Genomic DNA, 14,244 nt, shown 5'->3' with positions numbered 1-14,244 from the left:
AGGAATTACTCAGCTTCCGGTGTAAAAGGTTGCAAAGGGGCATCGTTATCGCTGTCGAGCAGGATTTGAACGCGTTGCTCAGCTTGCTGTAATTTTTGTTGTCCCTGTCGGGCAAGCTGTACGCCCTGTTCAAACTCATTCAGCGCGTCTTCCAGCGGAAGTTCCCCTGATTCAAGGCGGGCGACGATGTGTTCCAGTTCAGCCAATGCAGTTTCGAAATTGGCAGGTGGTGCAGCTTTTTTTGGCATAATTCTCTTTCAATATCGAAGGTCTAGGGGCCGTAAACTCCGCATGAGATATTTACGACGCAGGTAACCAGCTATTATGATGCATCCTTTTGCGCGCAAAGTACCCGATTTAAATGCTATACTCCGCGCCGCAGAATCTATTGGTAAGCGCAGTATCCGTGAATCATACGTTTACCAATAGTTGATTCTAGATCCTTATTCACACACTTACGACCCAGTATTCTCACCCGCTAACAAAAGAATGCCATGAAGTTTATCATTAAATTGTTTCCAGAAATCACCATCAAGAGCCAATCTGTTCGTTTGCGCTTCATTAAAATACTTGCAAGCAGCATTCGTAACGTTGTGAAGCCTAGCGATGAGACCCTGGCTGTTGTGCGCCACTGGGATCATATCGAAGTTCGCAGCAAAGACGAAAGCAAACATGACGTGATTGTTGAAATGCTCTGCCGTATTCCAGGGATCCATCACGTTCTGGAAGTCGAAGATCGCCCATTCAACGATGTGCACCACATCTTTGAACAGACGCTCGAAGCCTACCGTGATGAGCTTGAAGGCAAAAGTTTCTGTGTGCGCGTTAAGCGCCGCGGCAAGCACAGCTTCAGCTCCGGTGAGGTTGAGCGCTACGTCGGCGGTGGTCTGAACCAGCACATTGAATCAGCCAAAGTAAACCTCACTAATCCGGACGTCACCGTTAAGCTTGAAATTAACGATGACCAGCTGGTACTGATTAAGCGCCGCTATCAGGGGCTGAGCGGATACCCTATCGGCACGCAGGAAGATGTGATGTCGTTAATTTCGGGCGGCTTTGACTCCGGCGTTTCCAGCTATATGCTGATGCGTCGCGGCAGCCGTGTGCACTACTGCTTCTTTAATCTGGGCGGTTCCGCACATGAAATTGGCGTTAAACAGGTCGCTTACTACCTGTGGAATCGCTTCGGCAGCTCGCACCGCGTACGCTTTATTGCTATCGACTTTGAGCCAGTGGTGGGTGAAATTCTTGAGAAAATCGAAGACGGCCAGATGGGCGTGGTGCTTAAGCGCATGATGGTCCGCGCGGCTTCTACCATTGCCGAGCGCTACGGCGTACAGGCGTTGGTGACCGGTGAGGCACTCGGCCAGGTTTCCAGCCAGACGCTGTCAAACCTGCGCCTGATTGATAACGCCTCCGACACGCTGATTCTGCGTCCGCTTATCTCTCACGATAAACAGCACATTATTGATATCGCGCGTCAAATCGGTACCGAAGACTTTGCGAAAACCATGCCGGAATACTGCGGTGTGATTTCCAAAAGCCCCACGGTAAAAGCGATTAAAGCCAAAATCGAAGCCGAAGAAGCGCAGTTTGATTTCTCAATTCTGGAGAAGGTTATTTCCGAAGCGAAAAATCAGGACATCCGTACCATCGCTGAAGAAACGCAGCAGGAAGTGGCCGAAGTTGAAACGGTTGCCGAATTCTCTGCGACTGAGGTGGTGTTGGATATTCGCGCACCCGACGAGCAGGAAGAGCATCCGTTGACACTGGAAGGCGTGGAGACGGTGGCAGTGCCGTTTTACAAGCTGGGCGGTGCGTTTGCTTCTCTCGACCAGAGTAAAACCTATTTGCTCTACTGTGACCGCGGCGTGATGAGTCGCCTGCAGGCGCTGTATCTGCATGAGCAGGGTTTTAAAAACGTTAAAGTCTATCGTCCGTAATCAGCGGAAGAAACGCTTCATTAAAGAAAAAGGGATTGCAGATGCAGTCCCTTTTTTTTGTGCAATTTTCTAGAAAATCTATTTAAAGCAGGCTTACTTTCCGCTTTGCTTCATTTTTGCAATCTCTTCCTTGGCCTTCGCTAACTGGCTCACAAACTCAGGATTGCTGTGCAGTCGTGCGACCACGCCCGATGAAACCACGCGTGCGGCGTCAACGTCACTCTGCCAGTGGTAGCCACAGATGACGCGGCTTTGGCCTAATTCAAATCCACGTTTGAGGATTTCGTTCTGGCGCTGCGGGTTAATTTCTGCCAATACCAACGCAATCGACCAGCCAATAGCGGTATGACCCGATGGATAAGAGCCGTTTTTGGCTAATTTGCTTTCATCATCTGGACGGCAGGTTGGCTCGTGGAAGAAGGCGAATGGTCGGATGCGGTTATACTTTTCTTTTGCCGATTTGGTGGCGTAATCACCGGCATCTTCTTTCATGGTTGCAATCAGCTCAAAGGTCGCTGGGGTGTTTTGGGCATTAATATCAAAGCCAAACGGCGCCGAGAAATTCTTGGTGACGTTATCTGCTGAAGAGTCGGCATCACTGTAGGCCTGCGCGCCACGCGGCGTGTTTCTTAAAAACTTACCCTGCTCGTAGGCGGCTTTGTCAGCCAGAAAGGCCACGCTGTCAAAGGCCGGAGGTGCGGGGAGAAGCTGCACGCTGTCGGCGGTTTCCTGTAGCGTGAGGTAGTGTTTGTCTTCGGCGTGAACATAGCCGGTTAATACCAAGCTGACGAGCAGGGCTGAGGTTAATTTCTTCACGTGCTATTTCCCTATAGTGATTGAAAATGAATTTATTACTTTATGAAATGTTTAGAAATAAAATCATATCAATCACTGATAGGACTGCAATGAGAAGGGCGTGCGATTGTGATGAGGATCGACTCTTTACCGCTGATGGATGGCCGCACCGTGCATATAAAGATCTAACACTTTGGTATCTGACTTTGTATTTATGTACAGCTCGGGATCTTTATCTTGTAACAGGGCATATTTTGAAGATTCAAAAATTTTGTCGATACGAGCTGAAATTTTCAAAACTGCGTTTTGCAACGGCCTACCATTAGCATAAGAGTCGATTTTAGTTAGGGTTCTCAATGCATTATTGCATTTTTTGTTAAATGCGGATGTGTTGCTTTTTAATTCATTCCCGTTATTTTGAATTTTTAAAATGCCAAATATTAGTTGTTTGGCAATGTCGCTGGATCCATTGGGATAAACGGGCAAGACATCACGTACATAAGAAATGCTTTTACTCATGGATGGGCTAATAGATTGCACTTTTTCTTCGTCCTTGGTTAAAAATGCAATCATAGTGCAGCGAGGTTGATCGTGACTTACACATTTCGCTCATAACATCCCATTATTTTTGCGAGCCACATCATGCCTAATCCTGATAGTTATGCACGCCGGGATAGAGCACCAGCTGCGCGGCAACCTCGGCGGCCTTGGCTTTACCCACCAGAAGGTCAATCATTTTTAACGAAAACTCGATAGCGGTTCCCGGTCCTTGGCTGGTCAGAAGGTTTACGCGTGGGTCAAACATCACTCGCTTATCCATCCATTTGTTTGGCGATATTTTATCTTTTAGCGCCGGGAAACCGGTCATGTTCCCCACCGGGAACAGGTCGTGATATTCCAGCACCAGTGCGGGTGCGGCGCAGATAGCGGCAACCAGTTTTCCGGTAACGTTAACATGACGGACTTTTTCAACCAGCAACGGACTGTCGCGAAAACATTCGGCACCTTTTACACCACCGGGTAGCACAATCGCGTCGTATTCTTCGTCGGCAACGTCAACCAGCGCCACGTCGGCTAACAGTGTCACACCGCGTGAGCAGCGAATTTCGCGATTACCGTCACCGGCCACGCTCGCAGTGGTGACTTTTATACCAGCGCGAACCAGCAGGTCAATGGCGGTAACGGCCTCCAGTTCTTCACTGCCAGGTGCCAGACATACCAGAGCTGAAACGCTCATAATCATTTTCCTTTCTTTTAATTTTCTCGAATAACCGGTTGTTCACCGGCAGTTGCAGACCGTGACTGCGGCCACGTCGCAAGACATAACCGGTGATGTAATCAATTTCTGTATGCCGCTGATTGCGGATATCCTGCAGCATGGAAGAATGATTGGCCGACGTGGTGTCGATAACCTGATAAACATAGCTCAGCAGCGACTCTTTATGGGTTTGATAACCCTCGATAGCCATCACTTCCGCCACCTCCGAGCAAATTTTTTCGATCTGCTCGCCGTAGGTAATCAGGTCGCCGTTGGTGCAATCATGCAGCGCAGTCAGCGGATTAATCACGCAGTTCACCGCCAGTTTGTTCCATAATGAAGGCAGAATATTGTCGTGCCAAGCGACGTCGGGCAGAGCATCGTGCAGTTGATCTGCCAGATAACTTGCCGCTGCCCCGCGTGCATTGGCGGGACCAATGTGGGTGATGCCCGAGGCAACGTGAACGATTGCATTGCCTTCATGACGCGCGGCGTGGGTGGTTGCGCCGAGTAAAATGGGCAGCCGATGCGCCGGCAGTTCATCCACCGTGCCCATACCATTATGCAGCAGTAAAATAGTGCAATTTTCGTTGAGCAGTGGCAGCAGCGAGCTGAGTGCGCTTGAGACCTGCCAGGCTTTCAACGTAACCAACAACAGCTGGCTTTCGGCCAAATGTTGAGGATCGTTAGTCGGCAGATTGCGGTTAAACGCCTGACCGTCAGGGAAAATCACGTTGACTGCGCAAAACGGCTGGGGAATACGGATCCATCCCTGCACGTCGTGTCCCTGCTGATACAGTGTGGACAGCCAGAGTTGCCCCAGGGCACCGCACCCTAAAACAGTAATCTTCATTTCTACTCCTCTATACTCCGTATCTCTGCTGCTGAAACATCAAATCTACAGGAGCATAAATGGTGGATTTTTTGCAAAACACACGATGTTGCAAAAATGTAAAATCTATCTTCTTAGTATAGCCTTTTGTGCAGCAGATCACACTTTTAACCTGGCCGTTAATTTTGCTCGGAGATCAGGATGGCATGCGTGTCTGGCTCTAATGCTTTGAAAATGTGCGGTTGATCGCCTGGGTAGCAAATATAGTCACCAGGATTTAATTCCACGGGATTATCGGTGGGGCCTACTAGTGCGCGGCCTTTGGTCACGATAATGTGCTCAATCGACCCCGGAGAATGCGGATGTGAATGGCGGTCGTCTCCCGGCTGGGTAATCAGTTGATAGATATCTCTCCTGGCACCGGGCGGGCAGGTGGCGAGCAGAATGGCTTTATAATGTGCCATCTCGGCCGTTACCGACGGCCCTTCGCCGAATCGGATAACCTGCGAGGTAATAACCTGTGGTTCCATCAGCCGAGCAAAGGGAATATCCAGCGCGACGCAAAGCGACCACAGCGTTTCGATACTCGGGTTGCCGTTGCCTGACTCCAGCTGCGACAGGGTGGATTTTGCTATTCCGGCGCGACGAGAGATTTCGGCCAAAGACAGGCCGGTTCTTTGCCGTTCACGAACGAGCGCTTTCGCAATAATACTGATGGGTTGAGTCATAATGGCTACCGGTGTTTTTTATATCGAACGTTCGTTCGTCTTGAAAGTTATACGCCAATTGTTCATTATAACAGCCTTAGCGTTCGTTATGGGATAGTAAAAATGCGTAAAACATTGATTACGCCGCTCGGGGGCGATGTGATTAAGGCGATAGCACTGGTCTGTCTGGCCGACGGAATTGTTGGGCTATCATACGGTTCTTTGGCCACGGCCAGTGATTTTCCGCTGTGGGTACCGATGGCGCTTTCACTGCTGGTGTTGGCAGGAGCGTCGGAATTCCTCTTTATCAGCATTGTTGCTGGGGGCGGCAGTCCGTTTGCTGCCGCAGCCGCAGGACTGTTGGTGAATGCTCGTCATTTGCCTTTTGGGATGACGGTTAAAGGATTGATGGGTAAGCATCGTGCGACTCAGCTACTTGGTTGCCACATTATGAATGATGAAAGCGTGGTGTTTGGCGTTTCGCAAAATGGCCACGCTCAATCTCGGGCCGCCTATTGGCTGTGTGGGCTCGGCATTGCTCTTTGCTGGCCGCTCGGCGTTTTGATTGGCGGAACGTTGGGGAAAATAATCCCCGATATCAAGGTGATTGGACTCGACGCTGTCTTTCCGGCTATTTTACTGGCCCTCACCGTTTCGGCCCTCAAAAAGCATCAAACTCGGCGTCGGGCGCTTACCGGCATGGCCATTTCGCTGGCTGCGGTACCGCTGGTGACCACCGGACTGCCGGTGTTGTTTTCTCTTCTTGGTCTTGCGGCCTGGAGGAAACATAAATGATGAGTCACGCTCTTATCATCGGGGGTATCGCGCTGTTGGCTGCGGGAACCTACCTGCTGCGTTTTGCTGGATTTAAGTTGGGTAATCGTTTATCACTGTCGCCCGCGGCCAACGCGCTGCTGGCCGACGCGGCAACCACGCTTTTATTGTCGGTTGCCGCCATTTCGACCTTCTATGAAGGTGAGGGTTTTGCCGGTCTTGCGCGTCCTACGGGCGTCGCGGTGGCGGCATTTCTCGCCTGGCGCGGTCGTCCGCTGATTGTGGTTATCCTGGTTGCGGCTGCCATTACCGCAGGACTTAGGCTATTAGGGCTAAAATAGTCTTAAAAGCAGGCATTAGTGACCGATTTGTTGGCTTGCTTTTGGCAATGGCGAGGTAAGTCGGTATCATGTCCGCCATTGAAGAGTTTAATGCTCATAATTAGTGACGTACCAATAAATTTAGGGGAGAAGCAACAATGCCATCTTTCGATATTGTTTCTGAAATTGATATGCAGGAAGTTCGTAACGCGGTAGATAACGCGACCCGTGATCTGGCCAACCGTTTTGATTTTCGCAACGTTGAAGCCAGTTTTGAATTAAACGAAAAAGACGAGAGTATCAAAGTTGCCAGCGTCTCTGATTTTCAGGTTGAGCAGTTGCTCGATATCCTGCGTTCGGCCCTGCTGAAACGTAACATTGAAGGCGGCGCACTGGAAATCCCTAAAGAGATGACTCACAGTGGGAAAACGTTTAGCGTAGATGCCAAACTGCATTCAGGTATTGAAAGCGCATTGGCGAAGAAGATCGTTAAGCTGATTAAAGACAGCAAACTGAAGGTTCAGGCGCAGATCCAGGGTGATGAAGTTCGCGTTACCGGTAAGGCGCGCGATGATTTACAGGCGGTAATGGCGCTGGTTCGCGGAGGCGATTTGGGCCAACCTTTCCAGTTTAAAAACTTCCGCGACTGAGTCGCTGTTCCCCCTCTCTAGCTCTCCCCCAAAAGGGGAGAGGATAAAAGCCGCACCATTCGCAGATATTACTGCGCAGCCGCGTAGCTTTGCCTCTTATTTTACACGTAGGGGAGAGGATAAAAGCCGCACCAGTCGCAGATACTACTGCGCAGCCGCGTAGCTTTGACCACTCTTTCACTCGTAGGGAAGAGGATAAAAGCCGCACTATTCGCAGCTATTACTTTGCAGCCGCGTAGCTTTGATCCCTCCCCCCGCGCTTTTTCAGCGGGGGGAGGTTAGGAGGGGGGGAACCCGCATCTCGGAGGTTAACGTTGAGTTGCTGTTCCCTCAATCAGGCCTGACTCACAAACGCCTCAAGCGCCTGACGATTGGTCTGTTTGGTATCAACCTTCACGTAAGCACTCAATTCTTCCGCAACCACTACCACGTCGGCAACGCCCGGCTGTGATTTCATGCGCGTTGCAAGCGTGGCGTCTTTCGCCACATCTTCAGAAAGCGTAATTCGAATGCTGCTAACGTAAGGCGGTTCGGACATGCTCATGCTGACAAAGAACCACACCACGGCAATGGCTGCGCACACCAGGAAGACCGCACCGGCACCGGCATGACCGAAAATATAGCCGCCCATGCTGCCGCCAATGGCCACGCCGATGAACTGGCTGGTGGAATAAAGCCCCATCGCCGTGCCTTTGTATCCTGCCGGAGACTCTTTGCTGATAAGCGAAGGCAGAATGGCTTCCATCACGTTAAAAGCCAGGAAGAACAGCTGAATTCCGGCAATTATTACCCAAAGATGCAGACCCGCAAACCACAGCACAATTTCGGCCAGCAGTAATACCACCACGCAGCCGACGAAGACCTGTTTCATGTGGCGCTTTGTCTCGGCATAGATAATCACCGGAATAACCGCGACAAATGAGGTCAACATAGTCACCAGATAGACGCGCCAGTGTTCACTTGGCGGGAATCCGGCCTTTTCCATAACCTGTGGTAGCACCACAAAGCTCGACATCAGCAGAATGTGCAGGCAAAGAATGCCAAAGTTAAGTTTCAGTAATTTGCTGTTGGACAACACTTTACTGAAGCTGCCTTTTACCACGCTCGACTCACGATTAAGAAGATGAGAAGCGGGGGAGGGGACAACCGCAAGAGTGATCACGATGCCGCAAATTGTTAATGCAGCAATTGCCCAAAACAGCGCGTGTAGACCCCAAGCGTGGGTGATGATGGGGCCAAGCACCATCGCAATGGCAAAAGTAATGCCGAAACTGATACCGATAAACGCCATAGCCTTGGTGCGATTCTGCTCGCGCGTCAGGTCGGAAAGCAGCGCCATGACGGCGGCGGCAATCGCCCCTGAACCCTGCAATGCACGGCCAATAATCACGCCCCAGATAGAATCTGTGCTTGCGGCAACCACGCTACCAATAGTGAAAATGAGCAGTCCGAAGACGATAAGCGGTTTACGACCTACGCGGTCAGAGAGCAGACCGAAGGGGATCTGGAAAATGGCCTGAGCCAGTCCATAAATACCGATGGCGATACCAATGAGCGTTTCGCTCGCACCGGATAATGACATTCCGTAAGTGGTCAGTACCGGAAGAACCATGAACATGCCGAGCATGCGTAGTGAAAATACCGTCCCTAGTCCCCAGGTTGCCCGGCTTTCCTGACGGGTCATTTGGTTATCGTTCATTGCTACCTCAAAATTACAAACAGCGTTATTGTAGTGGCTTTTTTGTATGCAGGTAAATCGCTGGATGATTAGCAGATATTTCAGATTTCACAATATAGACAAGAAAATATTTATACTGTGCGAGTATTGGGTAGGGGAGCGTATTCATTTCAAAAAAAATGGCCGGTAGCGATACCGGCCATTTTTCATTTGCTGTTAACCGTCCGGCTTACCAAACGTAGGTCAGTAAGCTATTCGGTGCTGCGGCGTTAAAGTCGATAGACATCATGACACTCAATGAAGTGATGGCAACGATGGAGAAGATAAACAGCTTTCTTGCCCATACGATGTCATTTTCAGTTTTGTATCCGCGCAGTGCCATACCCAACCACCATACGCTTACCGCGGCGGCAACGATCAGGTATTTATACCCGGCGTAACCACTCAGTGTGAGCATTAAAGTGGCAATCATAAAGGCCAGGATCCAGACCGTAATATGATGCTTGGCAACCGCGACACCTTTAACAACCGGCAGAACCGGAATGTTTGCTGCCTGATAATCTTTAAAGCGGAAGATAGCAATCGCATAAGAATGCGGCATCTGCCACAGGCTAAAGATCAGTAGCAGGATCAATGCACCCATATCGAACTGGCCAGTAACGGCGCAGTATCCGATAACCGGCGGCGCAGCGCCGGATAAGCTACCAATCAGCGTGCCGTACACGGAGTTGCGTTTCATGTACAGGCTGTAAATGCCGACATAAACCACAAAGCCCATGACCGCCAACCACATAGACAACGGGTTGGCGCCAACGTACAGCAGTGCAAAGCCTAAAATACCCAGGATAGTAGCGTAAACCAGGGTGGTTTTCGGCGGTATAAGTCCTTTTACCAGAACTCGGTTCTTCGTTCTTTCCATTACCTTGTCGATGTCGCGGTCTATGTAGTTGTTAAACACACAGCCCGACGCAACCACCAACGAGACGCCTACAAATGCAGCGAGAAAGAGAGGGAAATCAATGCTTCCTTTGGAAGCAAGGAGGAATCCCCCGACGACAGAAATTAAATTACCGAAAATAATTCCTGGTTTAGTTACTTGCAGGTATTTCTTAATCATCACATGCAGCTCGGCTTTTAACTGACCATCATATTGAGGTTGAGGTTATACATAATCCACAGTGAGCCCACAACAACGATAAAGATAATCACAGCGGTGAACAGGAACGCAATCAGGTTCCAGCGTCCTTCCGATGATGTATTCATGTGCAGGAAATACACCAGATGAACTACGATCTGGATTATTGCCGAAGCAATGACAGTGCCCAAAATCAGCGAGTGTGATGCGGTATTGCTCATCACCATCGCAAACGGGATTACCGTCAGGATAATCGACAGAACGAAGCCAATCATGTACGACTTGAAGCTACCGTGGCTAGCACCGCCGTGAGAGGTTGTTGAATGACTCATGCCAGAACTCCCATCAGATAAACAACGGTGAATACACAAATCCACACTACGTCCAAGAAGTGCCAGAACAGGCTCAGGCACATCAGACGCGTTTGGTTAACAGCGGTCAAACCGCGACGGTTGATTTGTACAATCATAGTGATTATCCAAATCAGGCCGCAGGTTACGTGCAGACCGTGCGTAGCAACCAGTGCAAAGAAGGCAGACAGGAAGCCGCTGCGATCCGGACCGAAACCTTCAGCAATCAGGTGATGGAACTCATAGAGTTCCATGCCGATGAAGCCAAGACCGAACAGGAAAGTAACAAACAGCCAGCCTTTAACAGCGCCTGCGTTACCTTTGCTCATACCCAGCATTGCGAAGCCGTAAGTAATAGAACTAAACAGCAGGCAGAAGGTTTCTACCAATACAAACGGTAGCTCGAAAATGTCTTTACCAGAGGGACCGCCAGCGGTCCCGTGTACCAGTACTGCGAAGGTTGCAAACAGGCTTGCAAACAATACGCAGTCGCTCATCAGGTAAATCCAGAAGCCAAAGACTTTAGTCTCACCCGCGTCGTGGTGCCCATGATCATCATGGACCGCGCTGTGGGGATTCAGGGAATCAGTTGCCATGTTTCACGCCCGCTTTGCTGATATTTTCATAATGTTGGTTTTCGATACGCTCAACTTCTTCAACTGAAACGTAGTAATCAACATCCTCGTCGAAGCTTTTCCAGATCCAAGTGATGACCACGCCCAGTAAGCCGACGATCACTAACCACCACATGTCCCAGATTGCTGCGAAACCGAAGGCCAGGCTGAACATAGCGATGACGAAGCCTGCGCCACTGTTCTTAGGCATATGAATTTTTTCATATTTAGCCGGTTTCTTATAAGCAGTACCTTTCTCTTTCATGTCCCAGAACTCATCGCGGTCGTGGATATGTGGCACGATGGCGAAGTTGTAGAACGGAGGAGGAGAAGAGGTTGCCCACTCGAGAGTACGTGCGCCCCATGGGTCACCGGTCAAATCACGATTCTGTTCACGGTCACGAATAGAGACGTAGAACATAATGAAGATACAAGCGATACCAATGGCGATTAACGCGGCACCGAACGCTGCAACAACCAGCAACGCGTGGAACTGCGGATCGATGTTTTGGCTCAGACGACGGGTCATCCCCATGAAGCCCAGTGCGTACAGCGGCATAAAGGCAACGAAGAAACCGATAATCCAGAACCAGAACGCACGCACGCCCCATTTTTCGTTCAGCGTGAAGCCGAATGATTTAGGGAACCAGTAAGTCATACCTGCGAAGCAACCGAAGACCACACCACCGATAATCACGTTATGGAAGTGAGCAATCAGGAACAGACTGTTGTGCAGCACGAAGTCAGCACCAGGAACCGCCAGCAGAACGCCGGTCATCCCCCCCACAGAGAAGGTGATGATGAAACCGATGGTCCACAGCATAGCGGCGTTCAGGGTGATACGACCCTGATACATGGTGAACAGCCAGTTGAAGATTTTAACCCCGGTAGGGATAGAAATAATCATCGTCATAATGCCGAAGAAGGCATTGACGTTAGCGCCTGAACCCATGGTGAAGAAGTGGTGCAGCCATACCACGAACGCCAGCACAGTAATGGCAATGGTTGCCCATACTAATGAGGTGTAACCAAACAGGCGTTTCTTGGAGAAGGTTGCGGTAACTTCAGAGAACACACCGAACACTGGCAGAACAAGGATATACACTTCCGGATGGCCCCAGGCCCAAATCAGGTTGATGTACATCATCATGTTGCCGCCCATATCATTGGTAAAGAAATGGGTGCCCAGATAGCGGTCGAAAGTCAGCAGTGCAATGGTAACGGTCAGGATCGGGAACGAGATAATGATCAGAACGTTGGTGCACAGTGCAGCCCAGGTAAATACCGGCATTTTCATCAGCGGCATACCAGGCGCACGCATCTTCATGATGGTGGCGAAGAAGTTAACACCGGTTAGCAAGGTCCCTATACCGGATATCTGTAGACTCCATATCCAGTAATCGACCCCCACGCCCGGGCTGTATTCCTTACCTGACAACGGCGGATAGGCCAACCAGCCAGTCTGTGCGAACTCACCAATACCCAGAGAGATGTTGATAAGTACCACAGCAACGGCGGTAAACCAGAAGCTGATGTTGTTCAGGAACGGGAAGGCAACGTCGCGCGCACCGATTTGTAGCGGTACCACCACGTTCATCAGACCGATAACGAAAGGCATCGCCATGAAGAAGATCATGATTACGCCGTGCGCGGTAAAGATTTGGTCGTAGTGATGAGGTGGCAAGAAGCCGGGACTGCCCTCAGACGCCATAACCTGTTGGCTACGCATCATAACGGCGTCAGCAAAGCCGCGGATAAGCATGACAATCGCAAGGATGATGTACATGATACCCAGTTTTTTGTGGTCAACAGAGGTAATCCACTCTGACCACAGATATTTCCATTTACCGAAATAGGTTATTGCGGCAACCAGGGCGAGACCGCCGAGAATGATTGCGCCAACAGTAACCATGACGATTGGTACGTCAAATGGAATGTCACTTAGCGTTAGTTTTCCGAACATCGTTTATTCCCCGGCTCCGGCAGTGTGAGACTTATCACCCATATCCATGCCTTTCATGTCTGTACCTGCTGGCATAGGCATTGTGTGCCCAGCTGGCATATTCATATCATGCGAATATTGACCAATGATTGATTTGAACAGGTCCGGCTGAACGGTAGAGAAGTATTCGACTGGGTTGTCGATACTGTCCGCTGCCAGCTTCTTGAAATCAGTCATTGCTGCAAGCTGATTCGGCGCTTGCTTAACTTTAGCAACCCACGTATCAAAATCTGCACGGGTAGGGGTAGCAATAGCGTTGAACTTCATACCTGAGAAGCCGCGACCACTGTAGTTTGCTGAAATGCCTTTATAGGTGCCGGCTTCGTTTGCAATCAAGTGCAACTGAGTCTGCATTCCAGGCATCGCGTAAATCTGCCCCCCTAACTGCGGGATAAAGAAGGAGTTCATGACAGAATCGGACGTCAATTTGAACTGAACGGGCACATCTTTAGGGATAACCAACTCATTTACCGTCGCGATACCCTGCTCTGGATAAATAAACAGCCATTTCCAATCGAGAGAAACTACCTCAACGACCATCGGCTTTTCGTTAGTCACGATAGGTTTATAGGGGTCAAGCTCATGGGTGGTTTTCCACGTTATCGTTGCCAAAATGGCAATGATGATAACGGGGATGGTCCATACCACAGCTTCTACTTTGTTGGAGTGTGACCAATTAGGACTGTACTTAGCGTCTGTATTAGAAGCGCGATACTTCCATGCAAATGCAAAAGCCATAATGATTACTGGTATAACGACGATCAGCATTAATCCGATCGCTGTTAAAATCAGCGTTCTTTGCTCCAGTCCAATTGCTCCCTTGGGATCCATCAGTGCCGTATTGCAACCACTTAACATTACAGTGGATGCAAATATAGACAACATCCCAATACTTTTATTGTATTTCTTAAGTCTCATCTAACGACCTCAATAACAGGGCTCTATTGTCGCTTCATGTGTGCGGGCATTTTACGGGAAGGTTACGGTACTGTAAACACGCTTAAAGCAGTGTAAATGCACGTCCCACACTTTATGTTAACGTGGTCACACATGTTACGGGAAGTGACAATTTCCTTGTGGCAACAGTACCTTGCGCTCTTTTCCTTCACTATGTGGAGGAAAAACAAGACGTAGCAACAGTATGGATATTTAGTGCCTTTTTTTAATGATCACGATAGGTATAAAT

The 14,244-nt window shown here is 49.7% G+C and carries 16 protein-coding genes; 4 read left to right on the top strand and 12 right to left on the bottom strand.

What is annotated here, in order from left to right; translation table 11 throughout:
* Window positions 1-5 precede the first annotated feature (5 nt).
* On the bottom strand, window positions 6-248 hold the full coding sequence (gene xseB, locus BS639_RS04895; RefSeq protein ID WP_055776732.1) for an exodeoxyribonuclease VII small subunit: 243 nt from the start codon (window positions 246-248) through the stop codon (window positions 6-8).
* Window positions 249-494: 246 nt separating this feature from the next.
* On the opposite strand from xseB, the gene thiI reads away from it, so the two are divergent.
* Window positions 495-1,943, top strand: coding sequence for a tRNA uracil 4-sulfurtransferase ThiI (thiI, locus tag BS639_RS04890; protein WP_055776735.1), 1,449 nt, complete (start codon window positions 495-497; stop codon window positions 1,941-1,943).
* Between the two features lie 93 nt (window positions 1,944-2,036).
* Here thiI and BS639_RS04885 read toward each other — a convergent pair whose 3' ends face one another.
* The 5 genes from BS639_RS04885 to BS639_RS04865 form a co-directional block, all read right to left on the bottom strand.
* Window positions 2,037-2,738, bottom strand: coding sequence for an acid phosphatase (locus BS639_RS04885; RefSeq protein ID WP_233427622.1), 702 nt, complete (start codon window positions 2,736-2,738; stop codon window positions 2,037-2,039).
* A gap of 147 nt (window positions 2,739-2,885) precedes the next feature.
* Complete coding sequence (locus BS639_RS04880) at window positions 2,886-3,311, bottom strand: hypothetical protein (protein ID WP_055776740.1); 426 nt, start codon at window positions 3,309-3,311, stop codon at window positions 2,886-2,888.
* Window positions 3,312-3,384: 73 nt separating this feature from the next.
* Window positions 3,385-3,975 carry a protein deglycase YajL gene (yajL, locus tag BS639_RS04875; protein ID WP_055776743.1) on the bottom strand — a complete coding sequence of 197 codons (591 nt, stop codon included), beginning with the start codon at window positions 3,973-3,975 and terminating at the stop codon, window positions 3,385-3,387.
* Window positions 3,935-4,849 (bottom strand): 2-dehydropantoate 2-reductase, encoded by a 915-nt coding sequence (panE, locus tag BS639_RS04870; RefSeq protein WP_084982384.1) that lies wholly within the window; start codon window positions 4,847-4,849, stop codon window positions 3,935-3,937. Before panE ends, yajL begins: the two co-directional genes overlap by 41 nt.
* Window positions 4,850-5,007: 158 nt before the next feature.
* Window positions 5,008-5,556, bottom strand: a complete 549-nt coding sequence (locus BS639_RS04865) for a helix-turn-helix domain-containing protein (RefSeq protein ID WP_084982383.1) — start codon at window positions 5,554-5,556, stop codon at window positions 5,008-5,010.
* A 102-nt stretch (window positions 5,557-5,658) separates the two neighbouring features.
* Here BS639_RS04865 and BS639_RS04860 point away from each other — a divergent pair, with 102 nt between their 5' ends.
* From BS639_RS04860 to BS639_RS04850, 3 genes are all read left to right on the top strand, one after another.
* Window positions 5,659-6,330 (top strand): AzlC family ABC transporter permease, encoded by a 672-nt coding sequence (locus tag BS639_RS04860; protein WP_084982382.1) that lies wholly within the window; start codon window positions 5,659-5,661, stop codon window positions 6,328-6,330.
* On the top strand, window positions 6,327-6,650 hold the full coding sequence (locus BS639_RS04855) for an AzlD domain-containing protein (RefSeq protein WP_055776755.1): 324 nt from the start codon (window positions 6,327-6,329) through the stop codon (window positions 6,648-6,650). The genes BS639_RS04860 and BS639_RS04855 overlap by 4 nt, the downstream gene beginning before the upstream one ends.
* A 137-nt stretch (window positions 6,651-6,787) precedes the next feature.
* Window positions 6,788-7,279: a YajQ family cyclic di-GMP-binding protein gene (locus BS639_RS04850; protein WP_055776757.1), complete on the top strand. Its 492-nt coding sequence runs from the start codon at window positions 6,788-6,790 to the stop codon at window positions 7,277-7,279.
* A 334-nt stretch (window positions 7,280-7,613) separates the two neighbouring features.
* On the opposite strand, the gene BS639_RS04845 is transcribed toward BS639_RS04850, so the two are convergent.
* The 6 genes from BS639_RS04845 to cyoA form a co-directional block, all read right to left on the bottom strand.
* Window positions 7,614-9,026, bottom strand: a complete 1,413-nt coding sequence (locus tag BS639_RS04845; RefSeq protein WP_267893479.1) for an MFS transporter — start codon at window positions 9,024-9,026, stop codon at window positions 7,614-7,616.
* Between the two features lie 160 nt (window positions 9,027-9,186).
* Window positions 9,187-10,074: a heme o synthase gene (gene cyoE / locus BS639_RS04840; protein ID WP_055776763.1), complete on the bottom strand. Its 888-nt coding sequence runs from the start codon at window positions 10,072-10,074 to the stop codon at window positions 9,187-9,189.
* Between the two features lie 17 nt (window positions 10,075-10,091).
* Window positions 10,092-10,424: a cytochrome o ubiquinol oxidase subunit IV gene (locus tag BS639_RS04835; RefSeq protein ID WP_055776767.1), complete on the bottom strand. Its 333-nt coding sequence runs from the start codon at window positions 10,422-10,424 to the stop codon at window positions 10,092-10,094.
* Window positions 10,421-11,038, bottom strand: a complete 618-nt coding sequence (locus BS639_RS04830) for a cytochrome o ubiquinol oxidase subunit III (RefSeq protein ID WP_055776771.1) — start codon at window positions 11,036-11,038, stop codon at window positions 10,421-10,423. The genes BS639_RS04835 and BS639_RS04830 overlap by 4 nt, the downstream gene beginning before the upstream one ends.
* Window positions 11,028-13,019: a cytochrome o ubiquinol oxidase subunit I gene (gene cyoB / locus BS639_RS04825; protein WP_055776775.1), complete on the bottom strand. Its 1,992-nt coding sequence runs from the start codon at window positions 13,017-13,019 to the stop codon at window positions 11,028-11,030. Before cyoB ends, BS639_RS04830 begins: the two co-directional genes overlap by 11 nt.
* Before the next feature lie 3 nt (window positions 13,020-13,022).
* Window positions 13,023-13,976: a cytochrome o ubiquinol oxidase subunit II gene (gene cyoA, locus BS639_RS04820; RefSeq protein WP_055776778.1), complete on the bottom strand. Its 954-nt coding sequence runs from the start codon at window positions 13,974-13,976 to the stop codon at window positions 13,023-13,025.
* Window positions 13,977-14,244 lie beyond the last annotated feature (268 nt).

The sequence above is a fragment of the Rouxiella silvae genome (genome assembly GCF_002093625.1).
Classification (GTDB): Bacteria; Pseudomonadota; Gammaproteobacteria; order Enterobacterales; family Enterobacteriaceae; genus Rouxiella; species Rouxiella silvae.
Note: the sequence above shows the minus strand (reverse complement) of the source record. Positions and strands in the feature narration are given on the sequence as shown.

Bases quoted from the DNA above. Each gene is read 5' to 3' on its own strand.
- xseB (WP_055776732.1), bottom strand. From the start codon at position 248: ATGCCAAAAAAAGCTGCACCACCTGCCAATTTCGAAACTGCATTGGCT.
- thiI (WP_055776735.1), top strand. From the start codon at position 495: ATGAAGTTTATCATTAAATTGTTTCCAGAAATCACCATCAAGAGCCAA.
- BS639_RS04880 (WP_055776740.1), bottom strand. From the start codon at position 3,311: ATGATTGCATTTTTAACCAAGGACGAAGAAAAAGTGCAATCTATTAGC.
- yajL (WP_055776743.1), bottom strand. From the start codon at position 3,975: ATGAGCGTTTCAGCTCTGGTATGTCTGGCACCTGGCAGTGAAGAACTG.
- panE (WP_084982384.1), bottom strand. From the start codon at position 4,849: ATGAAGATTACTGTTTTAGGGTGCGGTGCCCTGGGGCAACTCTGGCTG.
- BS639_RS04865 (WP_084982383.1), bottom strand. From the start codon at position 5,556: ATGACTCAACCCATCAGTATTATTGCGAAAGCGCTCGTTCGTGAACGG.
- BS639_RS04860 (WP_084982382.1), top strand. From the start codon at position 5,659: ATGCGTAAAACATTGATTACGCCGCTCGGGGGCGATGTGATTAAGGCG.
- BS639_RS04855 (WP_055776755.1), top strand. From the start codon at position 6,327: ATGATGAGTCACGCTCTTATCATCGGGGGTATCGCGCTGTTGGCTGCG.
- BS639_RS04850 (WP_055776757.1), top strand. From the start codon at position 6,788: ATGCCATCTTTCGATATTGTTTCTGAAATTGATATGCAGGAAGTTCGT.
- cyoE (WP_055776763.1), bottom strand. From the start codon at position 10,074: ATGATTAAGAAATACCTGCAAGTAACTAAACCAGGAATTATTTTCGGT.
- BS639_RS04835 (WP_055776767.1), bottom strand. From the start codon at position 10,424: ATGAGTCATTCAACAACCTCTCACGGCGGTGCTAGCCACGGTAGCTTC.
- BS639_RS04830 (WP_055776771.1), bottom strand. From the start codon at position 11,038: ATGGCAACTGATTCCCTGAATCCCCACAGCGCGGTCCATGATGATCAT.
- cyoB (WP_055776775.1), bottom strand. From the start codon at position 13,019: ATGTTCGGAAAACTAACGCTAAGTGACATTCCATTTGACGTACCAATC.
- cyoA (WP_055776778.1), bottom strand. From the start codon at position 13,976: ATGAGACTTAAGAAATACAATAAAAGTATTGGGATGTTGTCTATATTT.